The sequence below is a fragment of the Couchioplanes caeruleus genome (assembly GCF_023499255.1).
GTDB classification, from domain to species: Bacteria; Actinomycetota; Actinomycetes; order Mycobacteriales; family Micromonosporaceae; genus Actinoplanes; species Actinoplanes caeruleus_A.
Genome location: NZ_CP092183.1, coordinates 2,484,610 through 2,501,363 on the forward strand (window position 1 = coordinate 2,484,610; position 16,754 = coordinate 2,501,363).

The 16,754-nt window shown below is 71.9% G+C and carries 15 protein-coding genes; 10 read left to right on the forward strand and 5 right to left on the reverse strand.

Annotation, left to right across the window (positions count from 1 at the left end):
- Nucleotides 1–8 precede the first annotated feature (8 nt).
- On the forward strand, nucleotides 9–3,014 hold the full coding sequence (locus COUCH_RS11690; RefSeq protein WP_249612097.1) for an AfsR/SARP family transcriptional regulator: 3,006 nt from the start codon (nucleotides 9–11) through the stop codon (nucleotides 3,012–3,014).
- On the opposite strand, the gene COUCH_RS11695 is transcribed toward COUCH_RS11690, so the two are convergent.
- Nucleotides 3,015–3,488, reverse strand: coding sequence for a hypothetical protein (locus COUCH_RS11695; protein WP_249612098.1), 474 nt, complete (start codon nucleotides 3,486–3,488; stop codon nucleotides 3,015–3,017).
- Between the two features lie 171 nt (nucleotides 3,489–3,659).
- On the opposite strand from COUCH_RS11695, the gene COUCH_RS11700 reads away from it, so the two are divergent.
- From COUCH_RS11700 to COUCH_RS11715, 4 genes are read left to right on the forward strand one after another with little or no spacing between them, the layout of a single operon-like run.
- Complete coding sequence (locus COUCH_RS11700) at nucleotides 3,660–4,250, forward strand: PilZ domain-containing protein (protein ID WP_249612099.1); 591 nt, start codon at nucleotides 3,660–3,662, stop codon at nucleotides 4,248–4,250.
- Nucleotides 4,251–4,260: 10 nt separating this feature from the next.
- Complete coding sequence (locus tag COUCH_RS11705; RefSeq protein WP_249612100.1) at nucleotides 4,261–4,686, forward strand: alpha/beta fold hydrolase; 426 nt, start codon at nucleotides 4,261–4,263, stop codon at nucleotides 4,684–4,686.
- A gap of 4 nt (nucleotides 4,687–4,690) precedes the next feature.
- Nucleotides 4,691–5,284, forward strand: a complete 594-nt coding sequence (locus COUCH_RS11710) for a LuxR C-terminal-related transcriptional regulator (protein WP_249612101.1) — start codon at nucleotides 4,691–4,693, stop codon at nucleotides 5,282–5,284.
- A gap of 43 nt (nucleotides 5,285–5,327) precedes the next feature.
- Nucleotides 5,328–5,972, forward strand: coding sequence for a class I SAM-dependent methyltransferase (locus COUCH_RS11715; RefSeq protein WP_249612102.1), 645 nt, complete (start codon nucleotides 5,328–5,330; stop codon nucleotides 5,970–5,972).
- A gap of 57 nt (nucleotides 5,973–6,029) precedes the next feature.
- Here the strand turns inward: COUCH_RS11715 and COUCH_RS11720 are convergent, their stop codons facing one another.
- Nucleotides 6,030–7,505 carry an endo-1,4-beta-xylanase gene (locus tag COUCH_RS11720; RefSeq protein WP_249612103.1) on the reverse strand — a complete coding sequence of 492 codons (1,476 nt, stop codon included), beginning with the start codon at nucleotides 7,503–7,505 and terminating at the stop codon, nucleotides 6,030–6,032.
- Nucleotides 7,506–7,997: 492 nt separating this feature from the next.
- Here COUCH_RS11720 and COUCH_RS11725 point away from each other — a divergent pair, with 492 nt between their 5' ends.
- Nucleotides 7,998–9,539 carry a non-reducing end alpha-L-arabinofuranosidase family hydrolase gene (locus COUCH_RS11725; RefSeq protein ID WP_430640971.1) on the forward strand — a complete coding sequence of 514 codons (1,542 nt, stop codon included), beginning with the start codon at nucleotides 7,998–8,000 and terminating at the stop codon, nucleotides 9,537–9,539.
- An 88-nt stretch (nucleotides 9,540–9,627) separates the two neighbouring features.
- Here the strand turns inward: COUCH_RS11725 and COUCH_RS11730 are convergent, their stop codons facing one another.
- The 3 genes from COUCH_RS11730 to COUCH_RS11740 form a co-directional block, all read right to left on the reverse strand.
- Nucleotides 9,628–10,230 (reverse strand): hypothetical protein, encoded by a 603-nt coding sequence (locus tag COUCH_RS11730; protein ID WP_249612104.1) that lies wholly within the window; start codon nucleotides 10,228–10,230, stop codon nucleotides 9,628–9,630.
- Between the two features lie 262 nt (nucleotides 10,231–10,492).
- Nucleotides 10,493–11,209 (reverse strand): polysaccharide deacetylase family protein, encoded by a 717-nt coding sequence (locus COUCH_RS11735; protein ID WP_249612105.1) that lies wholly within the window; start codon nucleotides 11,207–11,209, stop codon nucleotides 10,493–10,495.
- Nucleotides 11,210–11,323: 114 nt separating this feature from the next.
- Entirely contained in the window at nucleotides 11,324–11,989 is a 666-nt protein-coding gene (locus COUCH_RS11740; RefSeq protein ID WP_249612106.1) for a transglycosylase SLT domain-containing protein, read from the reverse strand.
- Nucleotides 11,990–12,284: 295 nt separating this feature from the next.
- Between COUCH_RS11740 and COUCH_RS11745 the strand changes: the two genes are divergently transcribed.
- The 4 genes from COUCH_RS11745 to COUCH_RS11760 all read left to right on the forward strand — a co-directional run bounded on the left by COUCH_RS11745 (nucleotide 12,285) and on the right by COUCH_RS11760 (nucleotide 16,709).
- Complete coding sequence (locus COUCH_RS11745) at nucleotides 12,285–13,388, forward strand: sugar ABC transporter substrate-binding protein (protein ID WP_249612107.1); 1,104 nt, start codon at nucleotides 12,285–12,287, stop codon at nucleotides 13,386–13,388.
- Between the two features lie 89 nt (nucleotides 13,389–13,477).
- The gene (locus COUCH_RS11750; protein ID WP_249612108.1) at nucleotides 13,478–14,296 is read left to right on the forward strand and encodes an ATP-binding cassette domain-containing protein; all 819 of its coding nucleotides are present in this window, start codon (nucleotides 13,478–13,480) and stop codon (nucleotides 14,294–14,296) included.
- Nucleotides 14,293–15,558: a sugar ABC transporter permease gene (locus COUCH_RS11755; RefSeq protein ID WP_249612109.1), complete on the forward strand. Its 1,266-nt coding sequence runs from the start codon at nucleotides 14,293–14,295 to the stop codon at nucleotides 15,556–15,558. The genes COUCH_RS11750 and COUCH_RS11755 overlap by 4 nt, the downstream gene beginning before the upstream one ends.
- Complete coding sequence (locus COUCH_RS11760) at nucleotides 15,555–16,709, forward strand: ROK family transcriptional regulator (protein WP_249612110.1); 1,155 nt, start codon at nucleotides 15,555–15,557, stop codon at nucleotides 16,707–16,709. The genes COUCH_RS11755 and COUCH_RS11760 overlap by 4 nt, the downstream gene beginning before the upstream one ends.
- Nucleotides 16,710–16,754 lie beyond the last annotated feature (45 nt).

Here is a 16,754-nt window from a genome sequence, read left to right on the forward strand (position 1 = left end):
GAGGTAGGTTGGCGGCCCAGTTCGGTGTGCTCGGCGTGGTGGAGGCCCGGATCGACGGCCGGTCCGTCGAGTTGGGGCACGCCCGCCAGCGGTGCGTGCTGGGCGTGCTGCTCGTCGAGGCCGGCCGTCCGGTCACGGTGGACCAGCTGATCGACCGGGTGTGGGGCGACCATGCGCCGCAGCGGGCGGCCGGCGCGCTCTACAGCTACCTGTCCCGGCTGCGGCGTGCCGTCGCGGGCGCCGGCGGGGTCGAGATCCTGCGGGAGGCGGGCGGATACCTGCTCGCCGTGGATCCGCAGACGGTGGACCTGCACCGGTTCCGCGGCCTGATGACGCTCGCCCGCGCGGCGGAGTCGGACCGGCCGGCCGCCGACCTGATGGCGCAGGCGCTGGAGCTGTGGCGGGGCGACCCGTTCGCCGGGCTGGACACGCCGTGGCTGGACGCGACGCGTCGCACGCTGCTCGACGAGCGGTTCGCCGCCGAGCTGGACCGCAACGACGTGCTGCTGCGGCTGGGCCGGCACGGCGAGCTGCTGCCGGCGCTGTCCGCCGCCGTCGCCGAGCACCCGCTGGACGAGCGGCTGGCCGGGCAGGCGATGCTCACGCTGTACCGGTGCGGCCGCCAGGCCGACGCCGACGAGCAGTACCGGCGCATCCGCCGCTGCCTGGCCGACGAGCTGGGCAGCGACCCGGGCGCCGCGCTGCGCCGGTTGCACGAGCAGATCCTCGCCGCCGATCCCGCCCTCGCCGGGCCGGCGGCCGAGCCCCGCAGGACCGCGGCGCCGCCCGCCACCGCGGCGACCATGCCGACGCAGCTGCCGGCCGACGTCCGCGCGTTCACCGGGCGTACCGATGAACTGGCCGCGCTGGACCGCCTGCTCGCCCCGCCCGGCGGTGAGGAACCGCCGCTCACGGTCGCGTTGCTGTCCGGCACGGCCGGGGTGGGCAAGTCGGCGCTGGCCGTGCGGTGGGCGCACCGGGTCCGCGACGCGTTCCCCGACGGCCAGCTCTACGTGAACCTGCGCGGCTACGACGCCGAACAGCCGGTGGCGGTGGCGGACGCGCTGGCCGGGTTCCTCACCGCGCTCGGCGTACGCGGGTCGGAGATCCCGCCGGGCACCGACGAGCGCGCCGGCCGCTACCGGTCCGAGCTGACCGGCCGCCGGATGCTCGTGCTGCTGGACAACGCCTCCTCGGTGGAGCAGGTCCGGCCACTGCTGCCGGGGACGGGGTCGTGCCTCGTGCTGGTGACCAGCCGCGACTCGCTGCCGGGCATGGTGGCCGTGCACGGCGCCGAGCGGGTCAACCTGGACCTGTTGCCGCTGCCGGACGCGGTCGGGCTGCTGGCCAAGCTGATCGGCGCCCGGGTGGACCGGGAGCCGGCCCCGGCCGCCGAGCTGGCCGCGGCCTGCGCCCGGCTGCCGCTGGCCCTGCGGATCGCCGCCGAGCTGGCCGCGGACCGCACCGACGTGCCGCTGGCCGACCTGGTCGCCGAGCTCGCCGACCATCAGGTACGGCTCGACCTGCTGGACGCGGGCGGCGACCCGCGCGCCGAGATCCGGGCGGTGTTCTCCTGGTCGTACCAGAACCTGCCCGACGGTGCGGCCCGGGTGTTCCGGCTGCTCGGGCTGCACCCCGGCGAGACCGCGCACGTCGACGCGGTGGCGGCGCTGACCGGCACCGGTGCCGGCGAGGCGCGGCGTCTGCTCGGCGTGCTGACCCGCGCCAGCCTCGTCCAGGCCGGCCCCGGCGGCCGGTACGGCATGCACGACCTGCTGCGGGCGTACGCGGCGGAGCTCGCCGCCGGGCACGACGCCGAGCCGGACCGGCGCGCCGCCCTCACCCGCCTGTTCGACCACTACCTCGCCGGGGCGAGCGCGGCGATGGCCACGCTGTACCCGGACGGCACCACCCGGGCCGGCGACCCGGACGCGGCCCGCGGCTGGATCGAGGCGGAACGGCCCAACCTCGCCGCACTCTGCACGTTCGGCGCGATGCACGGCTGGTACCAGCACACCGTCGCCCTCGCCGAGACCCTGTTCCGCCATCTCGACGCGGGCGGGCCGGTGGCCGAGGCGGCGACCGTCACCGCGTCGGCGGTGTCCGCCGCGGAGGCGCTCGGCGACCGCGACGCGCAGGCCCGGGCGCTGTCCGATCTGGGCCGGCTGCACCGGCGGCAGGGCCGGCTGCACGAGTCCGCCGCGACCTACCGGCAGGCACTGCTGCTGTACGCGGACCTCGGCGACCGTGCGGCGGAGGCGCTGGTGCTGCGCAACCTCGGCAGCGTCCACTGGAGACTGGGCGACTACCGGCAGGCCGCGGACCACTACCGGAGCGCCTGGACGCTGTACCGGGAGCGCGGTGAGGACGCCGGTCAGGCCGACGCGCTGGTCCGCCTCGGGCTGATCGACGCGCGGCTGGGCGACCACACGCAGGCGGCGCAGCGGTTCGGCTCCGCCCTCGAGCTGTACGCCGCGCTCGGTGACCGGTTCAGTGAGGCGTACGTGTTGTCCCTGCTGGCCCGGCGCCCGCACCGCCCGGCCCCGCTGGAGCGCGCCGCCGCCCACCTCGAGCGCAGCCTCGACACCGTGCGGCGCACCGGCGACCGGACCGCGGAGGCGTACGTGCTGACCGACCTGTCAGCGGTGCGGGCCCGGCAGGGGCACCTCACCGAGGCGGCCGGCCATCTGCGCCGTGCGCTCATGCTGCACCGGCGGATCGGGGACCGGGCCAGCGAGGCGGAGGCGCTCAACGACCTCGGCCAGGTGCTGCTCGCCGCCGGGGACGCGGCCGGAGCCCAGGCCCAGCACGGTCAGGCGCGGGTCCTGGCCGAGGACATAGGGGATCGGTACGAGCAGGCCCGGGCCCACGACGGCATCGCCGCGGCGTTGCGGGACACCGGCGAGCCCGGTCCCGCCGAGCCGTACCGCGACCGGGCCCGGCAGATCTTCGCCGACCTGCGCGTGCCGGCCGCGCCCGTCGCCGACCTCCCGACGACCGTGCCGGACAGGTAGTCAGGCCCGGCGGGCGCCGTCGATCCACAGCACGGTGACCGGGCGGCCGCGGGCCCGGGCGTACGCAACGACGTCGGCCGTGCCGCCCGGTCCGCGGGCCGGGAGGCCGTCCCACACCGCGAACAGGTGGTCGCAGCGGTCCACGAGGGCGTGGCCGGCGGCCAGATATCCCTGCTCGCACGGCTCGGGGTACGGCATCGTGATCACGGTGGCCGCCGCCCGCGCGAGGTTCTCGAACCGGTCCCGGGCGCCGTCCGCGGGCAGCGAGCCGGCGTAGTTCCCGCACGGCAGCACCGCTTCCAGGGTGCCGCCGACGGACAGCGCATGGGCGGCGAACAACTGATCGGCTCCGTCGGCGAGGCTCGACACCGCGAGCAGGCCGGCTCCGGTGGGCAGCGCCCGGCGCCAGTAGTTGACCGCCAGTTCGGCGATGCCCGGCGGGAGCACCCGGTGACCGGTCACACCAAACCGCACATCGACCCCCATACGACGGCGCGTCAAGCCGCCAAGAGACGATACGGCTTGCGTGCTTCGTCCGGAAGAGCGCAACCGTACGCCGGGAGCGTGACGGTGCGCGGCGTGGCCACCGGCCGCAACCGGGCCGTGGGACCGTGCGGGGAGCGATCCTACGAGCGGGGAGATTCGATGGTCACGGTCCCGGCGGGCAGCACACTCGTGCTGCGGTGCCCCGGTGAGCAGCCGCTCGCGCTGATCGCGCTGGCCGAGGTCAGCGCGGCGTTCGTCGCCGAGCTGCCGCCGATCCCGGTGCTCGGCCCGGACGGCCCGGGCAGCCGCCGCTTCGGCATCCTGGAGCTGGTCAGCAGCGCCGGCGTCACCTGGGTCGAGGCCGAGCTGCGCGACGGCACCCTCACGGCGACCGGCGCCCCGCCCACCGACGTGGTGCAGCGCCGTGGCGCCGTCCGCCGTCCCGGCATGTACGCCGCCACGGGCACCGCGGAGCTCGACACCGAGCCGGGCCGACGGCTGGTGGCGGTGTCCGGGCACGTCGAGGACGTGTCCACCACCGGCCTGCTGCTGCGCGCCGCGCCCGCCGACAGCCTGCACCTGCCGCCCGGCATCGTGCGGACGCTGCTGCACATCAGCATGCCGTGGGGCGACATGGCCGCCACGGTCGCAACCGTGGACCAGCGTGCGGACCAGTTGCGGGGCACGTACGAATGGATGGATCCGGCCGACGAGGCGTCCCTGCGGGCCTTCTGCGCCAACAGCGGGTGACAATGGCGTGATGCGGCAGCGGCTCGGACGGGTGGTGTCGGCAGACGGCACCGTCCTGGCGTACGCCTCCGCCGGCACGGGCCGCCCGCTGGTGTACGTGATGGGCTGGCTCACGCATCTCGAGCTGGGCTGGGAGCTGCCGGCCGAGCGGGCGCTCTACGAGGCGCTGGCGCAGGGGTGCCGGCTGGTGCGCTACGACCGCGCCGGCTGTGGCCTGTCGCCCGCCGTGGACCGCCCCGCCTCCCTGGCGTTCGAGCTCGAGCAACTGGCCGCGGTCACCGCGTCGCTGGACGAGCCGTTCGACCTGATGGGTACGTCGATGGGCGCTCCCGTCGCGGCGGCGTGGGCGGCGGCGCACCCGGACACCGTACGGCGGCTGGTGCTGTACGGCGGCTGGGTGCGCGGTGCCGAGCTGTCCCCCCCCCGGCGTCCGTGACCACGTGCTGGGGCTGGTCGGCTCGCACTGGGGGCTCGGCTCCGACGTGCTGACCGACATCTTCGCGCCGGACGCGGACCGCGCGACGCGGGCCGAGCTGGCCCGCTACCAGCGCGCCTGTTCCAGCGCGGAGACCGCCCGCGCGCTGCTGGCGCTGAGTTACGAGCTCGACGTCAGCGGCTGCCTCGGCCGGGTACGGGCGCCCACGCTGGTGGTGCACCGTACCGGCGACCGGGCGGCGCCCGTCGCGCAGGCGGAGGCGCTCGCAAGCGGCATCCCCGGCGCCGGGCTGACACTGCTGCCGGGCCGCTCCCACCTGCCGTACGCCGGTGACCGCGACGAACTGGTGCGCGTGGTCCGCCGCTTCCTCGGCCTGCCCGTGGCCCGCCGTCGCGCCGGCGGGTTGACGCCCCGGCAGCGGGAGGTGGCCGAGCTGGTCAGCCAGGGGTGCACGAACCGCGAGATCGCGGCGCGCCTGGGCATCGACGAGCGCTCGGCCGAGGGCCACGTCGAACGGATCCGTCTGCGGCTGGGTTTCCGGTCCCGCGCGCAGATCGCCGCCTGGTACAGCGAGCGGCGCGACTCGACAGTGGGGTAGTTCCACGCCTGACCCGCCGGTGAACCGCCGCGACGATGGGGTCATGTCTGTGACGACCGGTTTCGAGGTGCACAGGGCGCGCGGGCCCTTCAACGCCGCGTTCTTCAGCGTGATGGGCCCGGTCATCGAGCTCAGCCTGCGGCGGCACAAGCAGCGCGTGTTCGCCGGGCTGCCGTCCACGGTGGTCGAGCTCGGCTCCGGGGTGGGCGCCAACCTGCGCTACCTGCGGCCCGGCTCGACGCTGATCGCCATCGAGCCGAACTCCGCCATGCACGGCCGGCTCCGGGCCGCTGCCGAGCGCCGCGGCGTCCGGCTCGACCTGCGAGATCGTGTCGCCGAGCGGACCGGGCTGCCGGACGCGGACGCCGACGCCGTGATCTCCTCGCTGGTGCTCTGCACGGTGAAGGATCCCGCCGCCGTCCTCGCCGAGGTGCGGCGCGTCCTGCGGCCCGGCGGCACCTTCCGCTTCGTCGAACATGTCGCCGCCCGGAACGGCACGCCCACCCGTGCTCTGCAGCGTGCGCTGCGCCGGCCGTGGGCCTGGACCTTCGAGGGCTGCTCGTGCGAACGGGACCTCGCCGGCCTGCTGCGCGGCGCCGGGTTCGCCGCGGTGGACCTCGAGCCGTACCGGATCCACGGCCCGTTCATCCCGTTCAACACCCAGATCGCGGGCGTCGCGCGTACCTGAGGAAGCGGAGGGTGCGGCGGCAGATCGCCGCCACACCCTCCGGTCGTACGCCGCCGATCAGCTCATGCTGAACCGCTGGTTGGCCTGCCCGTTGCAGTCGTAGATCTGCACCTGCTGGCCGTTGCCGGTGCCCCACACGTCCAGGCACCGTCCGGACTGGACGCCGGTGATGGTGCCGTTGGAGTTGACGTTCCACTGCTGGTTGGCCTGCCCGTTGCAGCTGTAGATCTGCACGGCCGAGCCGTTGCCGGATCCCGCGGCGTCCAGGCACTTGCTGCCGTAGACGGTCAGCTGCTTGCTCGAGGTGAGCGTCCACTGCTGGTTGGTCTGGCCGTTGCAGTCGTAGAGCTGCACCCGGGTGCCGTTGTTCTGCGTCGCGCCCGGCACGTCGATGCACCTGCCGGACTGGGCGCCGAGGATCCGGTTCCCGTTGCCGGCCGGCGGCACCGAGGGCGAGCCGGGGTTGCTCGGCGGCGGCGACGAGGGGCCGCCACCACCGGCGGAGTTGAGGGCGTTGAGCACCGAGTTGTACGCCGCCTTCTTGTTGCCGCCGCCGTCGAACAGCAGCGGGCTCTCGTTGGAGCGCCACGAGTCGCTGTCCCGTACACCCCAGACCGTGATGCCGATGCAGCGCGACACGTTGAGGCAGGCCTGGGTGAGCCCCGCGTACTGCGAGGTGGACGCGTTCGTGACGTCGACCTCGGTGAGCGCGACGTCCACGCCGAGCGCGGCAAAGCTCGACAGCGTGGTCTGGAAGTTGCTCGGCAGCGAGCTGCCACCGGTGAAGTGCGTCTGCAGGCCGACGCAGTCGATCGGTACGCCGCGCGACTTGAAGTCGCGGATCATGTTGTAGACGCCCTGCGTCTTCGCGTACGACCAGTTCTCGATGTTGTAGTCGTTGTAGCAGAGCTTGACCGACGGGTCGGCGTTGCGCGCGGTGCGGAACGCCACCTCGATCCAGTCGTTGCCGGTGGCCTGCAGGTTGGAGTTGCGGCGGCTGCCGTTCTCCTCGAAGGCCTCGTTGACGACGTCCCACGCGGCGAGCTTGCCCTTGTAGTGGGCCATCACGCCGTTGATGTGGTCGATCATCGCCTGGCGCAGGCTGCTGCCGCTGAGGCTCTGCATCCAGCCGGGTTGCTGCGAGTGCCACGCGAGGGTGTGGCCACGGACCTTCATGCCGCGCTGGGTGGCCCAGTTGTAGATCTGGTCGCCCGAGCTGAAGTTGAACTGGCCGCGCTGGGGCTCGGTCGCGTCCGGCTTCATCTCGTTCTCGGCGGTGACCATGTTGAACTCGCGCCCGGCGATCGTGGCGTACGTCGAGTCGCCGAGCCGGCCCGCGGCGATCGCCGTGCCGAAGTACCGGCCCGACTGCGCGGCCGCCGCGCCGAGGGTGCTCGCCGCGGCGTTCGCGTCCGGCATCATCGTCACCACGCCCGCGACCGCGACGGCCGCGACGGCGCCGGCGGCCAGCAGGGACCGCAGGGGCCGGTTCCTCCGGGAACCGGTGGCTGCGTCAGGAGAATCGCTTGCCACGATGGGGTCCTTTCTCGTTCTGCGTCCTGGGCGCGCGGCACCGCACGCATGACGGAACTGCCGCGGTCGTGCCGGTGAGCGGCGGTCATGCGTGCGATCTGCGCGAGGGGGATCGCCCTGCCGGACGGGAGAATGATGTAGCTCGATCTGACGCCATGCTGGCACAGCACCACCGCGGAAACAATGGCTTCCGGAAAACTTCCGGAACTGATCGGGTCCCACCGTTCCGTTTCGGCGATTACGCGGTCAAGGAAACGGTGCTGAAAACTTGTTACGTACCGCCCGCTCAACCCGTCGTGGTCAGCATATTCCCTGCTAGGAGCGCTTTCGCCAGGCGCGGCTCGGGGGCGGGAACGAGACCCCTTGATGTCTGCGAAATGCTCTGGCAACATGCGAACACCCACTGACCGCCGCTCGGAAGTTTCGATTACGCCCTGTTGTTACCGTTCACTTTTGCGGCAGCAATGGCCGGCGGCACGGTTACGGGCCGCGATGTGGCCGCCATTCCCCCCGACCTCGAGGCCGCATTCGAATTCTTGGAGGAGAAGCGTGAAACCATCCCTGAGACGCCGCTGGCTGGCGGTGGCGACCGCGGCGTTCACCGTGCTCGCCGGCGCCGTGGTCACGACCGTGAACGCCCCCGCGGCGTCGGCCGCCACCATCGACACCGGCGCCTGGTACGTGCTGGTCAATCGCAACAGCGGAAAAGCGCTCGACGTGTACAACCTCGCCACGAACGACGGGGCCCGGATCACGCAGTGGTCCCGCAACGACGGCAACCAGCAGCAGTGGCAGTTCGTCGACTCCGGAGGCGGCTACTACCGGCTCAAGTCGCGCCTGTCCGGCAAGGTCCTCGACGTCTACAACTGGTCCACAGCCGACGGTGGCTCCGTCGTTCAGTGGACCGACAACAACGCCGCCAACCAGCAGTTCACCATCCAGGACATCGACGGCTACATCCAGCTGATCAACCGCAACAGCGGCAAGGCCCTCGAGGTGCAGGGCGCGTCCACCGCGGACGGCGGCAACATCGTCCAGTACTCCGACTGGAACGGCGCGAACCAGCAATGGCAGCTCGCCCGGGTCGGCGGCGGTTCGGACCCCACGACGCCGCCGCCGAGTGGTTCGTGCACGTTGCCGTCGTCGTACCGGTGGAGTTCCACGGGTGCGCTGGCCACGCCGCGTTCGGGGTGGGCGTCGTTGAAGGACTTCACGACGGTGCCCTACAACGGCCGGCACCTGGTGTACGCCACCACGCACGACACCGGTTCGAGCTGGGGGTCGATGAACTTCGGCCTGTTCACCAACTGGTCGGACATGGCCTCGGCCAGTCAGAACGCGATGGGTCAGGGCACGGTCGCGCCGACGCTGTTCTACTTCGCGCCCAAGAACATCTGGGTGCTGGCCTATCAGTGGGGTCCGACCGCGTTCAGCTACAAGACGTCGTCGGATCCGACCAACGCCAACGGCTGGTCCTCGGCGCAGACGCTGTTCACCGGCAGCATCTCCGGCTCCGGCACCGGTCCGATCGACCAGACGCTGATCGGTGACGGCACCAACATGTATCTGTTCTTCGCCGGGGACAACGGCAAGATCTACCGGGCCGGCATGCCGATCGGGAACTTCCCGGGCAGCTTCGGGTCCTCGTACACCACGGTCATGAGCGATTCCACGAACAACCTGTTCGAGGCGCCGCAGGTGTACAAGGTGCAGGGCCAGAACCAGTACCTGATGATCGTCGAGGCGATCGGCGCGAACGGGCGTTACTTCCGCTCGTTCACCGCCACCAGCCTGGGCGGTACGTGGACACCGCAGGCCGCGACCGAGAGCAACCCGTTCGCGGGCAAGGCCAACAGCGGCGCCACCTGGACCAACGACATCAGCCACGGCGACCTCGTCCGCGCGACCGCCGACCAGACCATGACCATCGACCCGTGCAACCTGCAACTGCTCTACCAGGGCCGCTCACCCAGCTCCGGCGGCGACTACGGGCTCCTGCCGTACCGCCCGGGCCTGCTGACCCGCCAGCGCTGACCCCGTCCGGCCGCCCCGCCCAGCCACCGGGCGGGGCGGCCGTTCGTCGGCCGCGAACCCGCGCCGGGCGGGGCTCGAGCTGTCCGCGTCACCCCGCAGCCGCGCCCCGCACGGCGATGACGACGTCATGTCCCACGGCCGCATCGACGACGCAATGCAGCCCGAGGTCGACGATGCGGCCGTCGCGCACGTTCCATTCCCGGGCACCGGGATCACGTCCCAGCAGCGATCCGAGCGAGTCGATGGTGGGCTTCCAGAGGTTCGCCCAATTGCGGCGCGGCCCGACCACGAACGCGAGCTGAAGGGCCACACCGCCGTCGGGTAACGGTCGCTGCGCGGCTACCTGATCGCGGATCTGCTCCTTGTACGCGGTGGTTCCGGCCGACACCGTCGTCCGCACCTCGAACGCGTACGGGCCGCCGGGATCGTCGACCCTGCGCGCCTCGGCCACCGCCACCGTCGATCGCGCCGCGTGCCGCTTGGTCGCCCACACCGAGGCGAACGGCCGCCCGATGCGCCTCACCACCCGGGGAACGAGCGGGAACAGATAGTTGTCGAGGTCGTGGAATGCCAGCAGCGGCATGCTCTCCGGCAGCGCGACGTCCAAGCGCAGCGCCAGCTCGGAGGGCGTCGCGCGAGCCTGCTCCGCGACGACCGAATGCACCTCGTCGATGAACGCGGCGGAACGCACCTGGCCCGCAGATCCGGCCCTGTCCCAGCTGGCCGGCGCTGACGGAAGGCGCAACCTGCGGCCCACGGCGTACGGACGGCTGTAGAACACCGGTGTGTTCATGGGCAACGCGGCCGAAGTCGGGGACGCGCGCCATCGTCGGGACGGCCCGGCGGCGGTTCATGGCCAGGCCGGGCGGCGTGCAGCAGGCGCTGGGCCCGCGGAGGGAACGCCGCGCCGGCGGTGGTGAGCCGGTTGCCCCGGCTGGTGCGCTTCAGCAGCGCTACGGGCGTACGGCCTGGGCGTGGAAGACCTGGTCGCCGTACGGGATGTCGTTCGGCGTGTACGCGATGCGGCCCGGGCACAGCCCGCGCTCCGCGAGGTCCTTGGCGATCAGCGGCACCGCTTCGATGGTCGCCGGAGGCCAGTCGTGCATGAGGATGATGCCGCCCGGCTGCAGGGTGTGCGCCGCCGCGGCGATCTCCTCGGCGCTCGCGCCCGCCCAGTCGCGGGAGTCGACCGTCCACAGGACCTCGAGCAGGCCGATGCGGTCCTCGTCGGCGCGGACCTGGTCGTCGGTCTCGCCGTACGGCGGGCGGAACAGGGTGGGTTCGCGGCCGGTGACGTCGCGCAGGGCCCACTGGGTGCTGGCGATCTCCTGGAACGCCGCGGGCTCGCCGATCTGGGTCAGGTGGGGGTGGCTGTAGGTGTGGTTGCCCACCCACATGCCGGCGCGCAGTTCGGCGCGGACCAGGTCGGGCTGCTCGAGGGTGTGGTTGCCCTGGTTGAAGAACGTGGCGCGCAGACGGTTGGCGCGCAGCGCGGCGAGCAGTTCGCCGGTGGTGGCGCTCGGGCCGTCGTCGTAGGTGAGGCCGACGTACCCGTTGTGGCAAGGCCGGTTGTGGGAGGCGGCCTCGGAGGTTCCGGTGAAGCCGAAGACGGCGAGGGTGGAGGCGGCGAGCAGTGCGGTGACCCGGCCACGGAGACGGCGTTCGGGCATGGCTCCTCCTGGAAAGCACGAGGGGCGGCCGCCGAAAGTTTCAGAGCAGCCGTTCTCCCCGTACGCTAAGGAGCGCAGCGAAAGCCGTCAATAGGTGCCGAAAGTTCCGGGCGGTCAGTACGAGTTGTTGCTCTGGAAGTGCGACCACGCGCCGCAGGGCGTGTGGTACCGGCCCTTGATGTAGCCGAGGCCCCATTTGATCTGTGTCGCGGGGTTCGTCCGCCAGTCCGAGCCGACGGAGCCCATCTTGCTGCCGGGCAGGGCCTGGGGGATGCCGTACGCGCCGCTGGGGTTGGCGGCGTGCTCGTTCCAGCCGCTCTCGTGGTTCCACAGCTTGTTGAGGCAGGGGAACTCGGCGAGCCCGAAGCCGGCCTCGAGGGTCAGCGCGCAGCCGATGGCGCGGTTGCCGCTGTATTCCTTGCAGGACGTCGGGATCTCCCCGGCGAAGGCGACCGTGCCCTTCTCCTCGGCCGCCTTGCGCGCGATCACCTTCTTCTCCTGCTTGCGCGCCTTCGTCGCCGCGGTGCGGACCTGGTCCGCGGCTTCGTCGGCCGCGTCGCTGGTGGCCGCGTGGCGCCAGGCGCGGGCGGCGATCTGCTGGGTGCGCCGGACCTGGAGGAACTGCAGGCCCTCGGCCTCGGCCTGGACGGCGACCCGGGTGCGCTCGTCCTGCTGCCGGTCGTCGCGCATCTGTCCTAGGTGGACGCCGCCGATGACCCCTGCCACCAGCAGGCCGACGGAGGTGGCGCGAACACCGACCCGGCTCCAGAGCCCATCCACGAAACATCCCTTTCGTCAGCCACGGTGGCGGCACCATACCGGGTGCCGACGACCCAGCCAAGCCCGGCATGATCCGCTCCGGAAAAGTGCCGGAATTTCCGGAGACGCGATGCCGCCGCAATCACGGCCGTGTTGCCGAATTGTTATCCCGGTCTGCGGGTCAGTTGCGACCGAGCGCTTGTGCTGGGGCTCCTGATGGTCGACCGTTGCCGAAACAACAAAAACTTTCTGATCTGATCGACCGTCGACACCCCGAAAATTTCGGAACCGATGTCTCGATCATGGAGGGGTCACCATGCGTAAGGGAGTGTTCGCCCTTGCTGCCGCCGGGCTGCTGGCCACGGGCAGCATCGCGGCCTGCGGCGACAGCGGCGGGTCCGGCAGCGGCAGCACCGGCGGCAACTCGTCGGCCGGCAAGGTGGGCGTGATCCTGCCGGACACCAAGAGCTCGGCGCGGTGGGCCACCGCCGACCTGACGTACCTGAAGGCGGCGTTCGCGGCCGCCGGCGTGCAGGCGGACATCCAGAACGCGCAGGGCGACAAGGCGCAGTTCCAGACCATCGCGGACGGCATGATCTCCAGCGGGGTCAAGGTGCTCATGATCGTCAACCTGGACTCGGGTACCGGCAAGGCCGTGCTGGACAAGGCGCGGGGCGCCGGCATCGCCACGATCGACTACGACCGGCTCACGCTCAACGGCGGCGCGAACTACTACGTCTCCTTCGACAACGTGAAGGTCGGCGAGCTGCAGGGCAAGGGCCTCGTCGACTGCCTGGCCGCCAAGAAGTACGACAAGCCGGTGGTGGCCGAGCTCAACGGCTCGCCGACCGACAACAACGCGACCCTCTTCAAGCAGGGCTACGACTCGGTCCTCAAGCCCAAGTACGACTCGGGCGAGTTCCAGAAGGGCCCGGACCAGTCCGTACCCGACTGGGACAACGCGCAGGCCGGCACGATCTTCGAGCAGATGCTGACCCAGAACAAGAACATCAAGGGCGTGCTCGCCGCCAACGACGGCCTGGGCAACGCGGCGATCTCGGTGCTCAAGAGGAACCGGCTCAACGGGCAGGTTCCCGTCACCGGTCAGGACGCCACCGTCCAGGGCCTGCAGAACATCCTCGCCGGCGACCAGTGCATGACGGTCTACAAGGCGATCAAGAAGGAGGCCGACGCGGCGTCCGAGCTGGCCATCGCGCTGGCCAAGAACCAGAAGCCGACCACCGCCACCGGCACCGTCCGGGACCCGGAGTCGGGCAAGGACGTGCCCTCGGTGCTGCTGGAGCCCCAGGCGATCACCAAGGACACCATCAAGGACGTCATCGCCGACAAGTACGTCACCAAGGAGCAGCTCTGCACCGGCGACTTCGCCAAGGCCTGCACGGCCGCGGGCATCAGCTGACCGCCGGCCGGCCGGCTGGGTTTTTCTAGCACCACGGCGCCGTCCACGTGCACCGCGCGTGGGCGGCGCCGCATCGACAAGGAGCATTCGTGGCCGCCACACCCCTCCTGGAGCTGAGCGGGATCGACAAGAGTTTCGGTCCCGTCCAGGTCCTGCACGACGTCGGTCTCTCCGCGTACGCCGGCGAGGTCACCGCGCTCGTCGGCGACAACGGCGCCGGCAAGTCGACGCTGGTCAAGTGCATCAGCGGGATCTACACGATCGACGCCGGCACCGTCTCCTTCGACGGCCGGCCGGTGACCATCCACAGTCCCCGCGACGCCGCCGACCTGGGTATCGAGGTCGTCTACCAGGACCTCGCGCTCTGCGACAACCTCGACATCGTCCAGAACATGTTCCTCGGACGGGAGAAGGTACGCGGCATCGTGCTCGACGAGCCGACCATGGAACAGATGGCCGGCGACACCCTCGCCGGCCTGTCCGTCCGTACGGTGAAATCCCTGCGCCAGTTGGTGGCCAGTCTCTCCGGCGGCCAGCGGCAGACCGTGGCGATCGCCAAGGCCGTGCTCTGGAACAGCCGCGTGGTGATCCTCGACGAGCCCACCGCCGCGCTCGGCGTGGCCCAGACCGCCCAGGTCCTCGAGCTGGTCCGCCGGCTCGCCGACAGCGGCCTGGGCGTCGTGCTGATCTCGCACAACATGAACGACGTGTTCGCCGTCTCGGACCGCATCGCCGCGCTCTACCTCGGCCGGATGGCGGCCCAGGTCAAGACCAGCGAGGTGACCCACTCGCAGGTCGTGGAGCTGATCACGGCCGGCCGCAGCGGCGCGTTCGGCCTGCCGCCGGAGCGGCCAGACGGCAACGGTAACGGCGCCGTCGTCGACATCACGCCCGGAGGCGACCAGTGACCACCAGCGCCACCCCCACCACCACGACGGCCGGCGGCCTCCGGGTCGCCCAGCCCACGGTGGCGAGCCATCTGCACGAATACTGGCAGCGGGTCCGCGGCGGCGACCTGGGCAGCCTCCCGGCCGTGCTGGGCCTGATCGTGCTCTCGCTGATCTTCGCCGTCGCGCGGGAGACGTTCACCAGCCCGCTCAACTTCGCCAACCTGTTCAACCAGGGCGCGCAGGTCGTCTTCATCGCGATGGGGCTGATCTTCGTCCTGCTGCTGGGCGAGATCGACCTGTCCGCCGGCTTCGCCAGCGGCGTCTGCGGCGCGGTCATGGCGATCCTGCTGACCAACCACGGCTGGCCCTGGTACGGGGCCATCCCGGCCGCCCTGCTCACCGGCGTGGTGATCGGCCTGGTCCTGGGCCTGCTGATCGCGAAGGTCGGCATCCCGTCGTTCGTGGTGACGCTGGCGGCGTTCCTCGGCTTCCAGGGCCTGCTGCTGGTGCTGCTCGGCGGCGGCGTGAACATCTCCATCCGCGACTCGTTCGTGATCGCGCTGAACAACAAGAACATCCCGGTGCTGTGGAGCTGGATCCTGGCCGTCGCGGCGGTGATCGGCTACGCGCTGGTGCAGCTGAACCGGCGGCGTGCCCGGGCGGCGCGGGGCCTGGTGACCGACCCGGCCGGCGTCGTGCTGCTGCGCGTCGGCGGGCTCGCGGTGATCGTGCTCGCCATGACGGCCGTCCTGACGCAGGAGCGGGCCGTCAACCCGGCGATCAACTCGCTCAAGGGCGTACCGATCGTCGTGCCGATCATCGCGGCGTTCCTGATCCTGTGGACGTTCGTGCTGGGGCGCACCACGTACGGCCGGCACGTGTACGCGGTCGGCGGCAACACCGAGGCGGCCCGCCGCGCGGGCATCCCGGTCGACCGGATCCGCATCTCGGTGTTCGTGATCGGGTCGTTCATGGCGGCGATCGGCGGCATCCTCGCGGTCAGCCGGGCCAGCTCGGTCGACCCGAACACCGGTGGCAGCAACATCCTGCTGTACTCGGTGGGCGCGGCCGTGATCGGCGGCACCAGCCTCTTCGGCGGCAAGGGCAAGGTCATCAACGCCGTGATCGGCGGTGCGGTGATCGCGGTGATCGACAACGGCATGGGGCTGATGGGCTTCTCGTCCGGTCAGAAGTTCATCTTCACGGGACTGATCCTGCTCGTCGCGGCCAGCGTCGACGCCCTGGCCCGGCGCAGGGCGGCTGCCACCGGCACGCGATGAGGGCCGCACCCAGCCAGGAGGACGTCCGCCGGCACAACCTGGGCACGGTGCTGCGCTACGTGCACGTGCACGGTGCGACGTCCCGGGCCGAGCTCACGACCCGGCTGGGTCTCAACCGCAGCACCATCGGCGCGCTCACGGCGGACCTGACCGCCGCCGGGCTGGTCTTCGAGCGCACCCAGCGCGACACCGGCCGGGCCGGGCGACCCTCGCTGGTCGTCCGGCCCCGGTCGGCGACGGTCTACGCGTACGCGCTGAGCATCGAGGTGGACCGGCTCCGGGCGGCCCGCGTGGGGCTGGGCGGGCGCATCCTGGACCGCCGTGAGGTGCCGCGCCCGCCCGGCATGGCCGTACCCGACGCGGTCCGGCCGCTCGCCGCCTTCGTCCGGGAGATGGCCGGTGACGTCCCCGGCGACGGGCGGTTCGTGGGCACCGGCGTCGCCGTCGTCGGCAGGTCCCGGGCCGCGGACGGTACGGCGGTCCTCGTGCCGCGGCAGCACGTCGAGGACCTGGCGGCCGCCGATCCCGGCGTGCCGGGCCGGCTGAGCGTGGGCAACCACGCCGAGGTGTCGGCCCTCGCCGAGCACAGCCGGGGCGCCGCGGCGGGCTGCGACAACGTCCTCTACCTGTACGGCGACATCGGCATCGGCGCCGGCATCATCGCGGACGGCCGCCGCACGCTGGGCCGCGGCGGCGAGGTGGGGCACGTGGTGGTCAACCCGTACGGCCGGCAGTGCCCGTGCGGGTCGCGCGGCTGCTGGGAGACGGAGATCGGCGAGCGGGCGTTGCTGGAGCACGCGGGCCGGCCCGGGCAGAGCGGTCGCGAAGCCGTCCTCGGCGTGGTCACGGCGGCGATGTTCGGCGAGGCCCGGGCGCAGTCCGCGATCCGCGAGGTCGGCCGGTGGATCGGCTTCGGCGTGGGCAACCTGGCGAACATCGTCAACCCGGAGGCGGTGGTCTTCGGCGGGACGTTGCGCGACGTCTATCTGGCCGCCGCGGCGCACATCCGCAGCCGCTTGAACGCGGTCGCGCTGCCCGCGTGCCGGGAGCAGATCCGGCTGCGTACGCCCGGGCTGGGCGAGGACGCCGCGCTGATCGGCGCGGCGGAGCTGGCGTTCGAGCGGCTGCTCGGTGATCCGCTGGTGAGCTGACGATTGTTGCCCTTGGGAGCGCTCCCATGTAACGATGACGGTCAC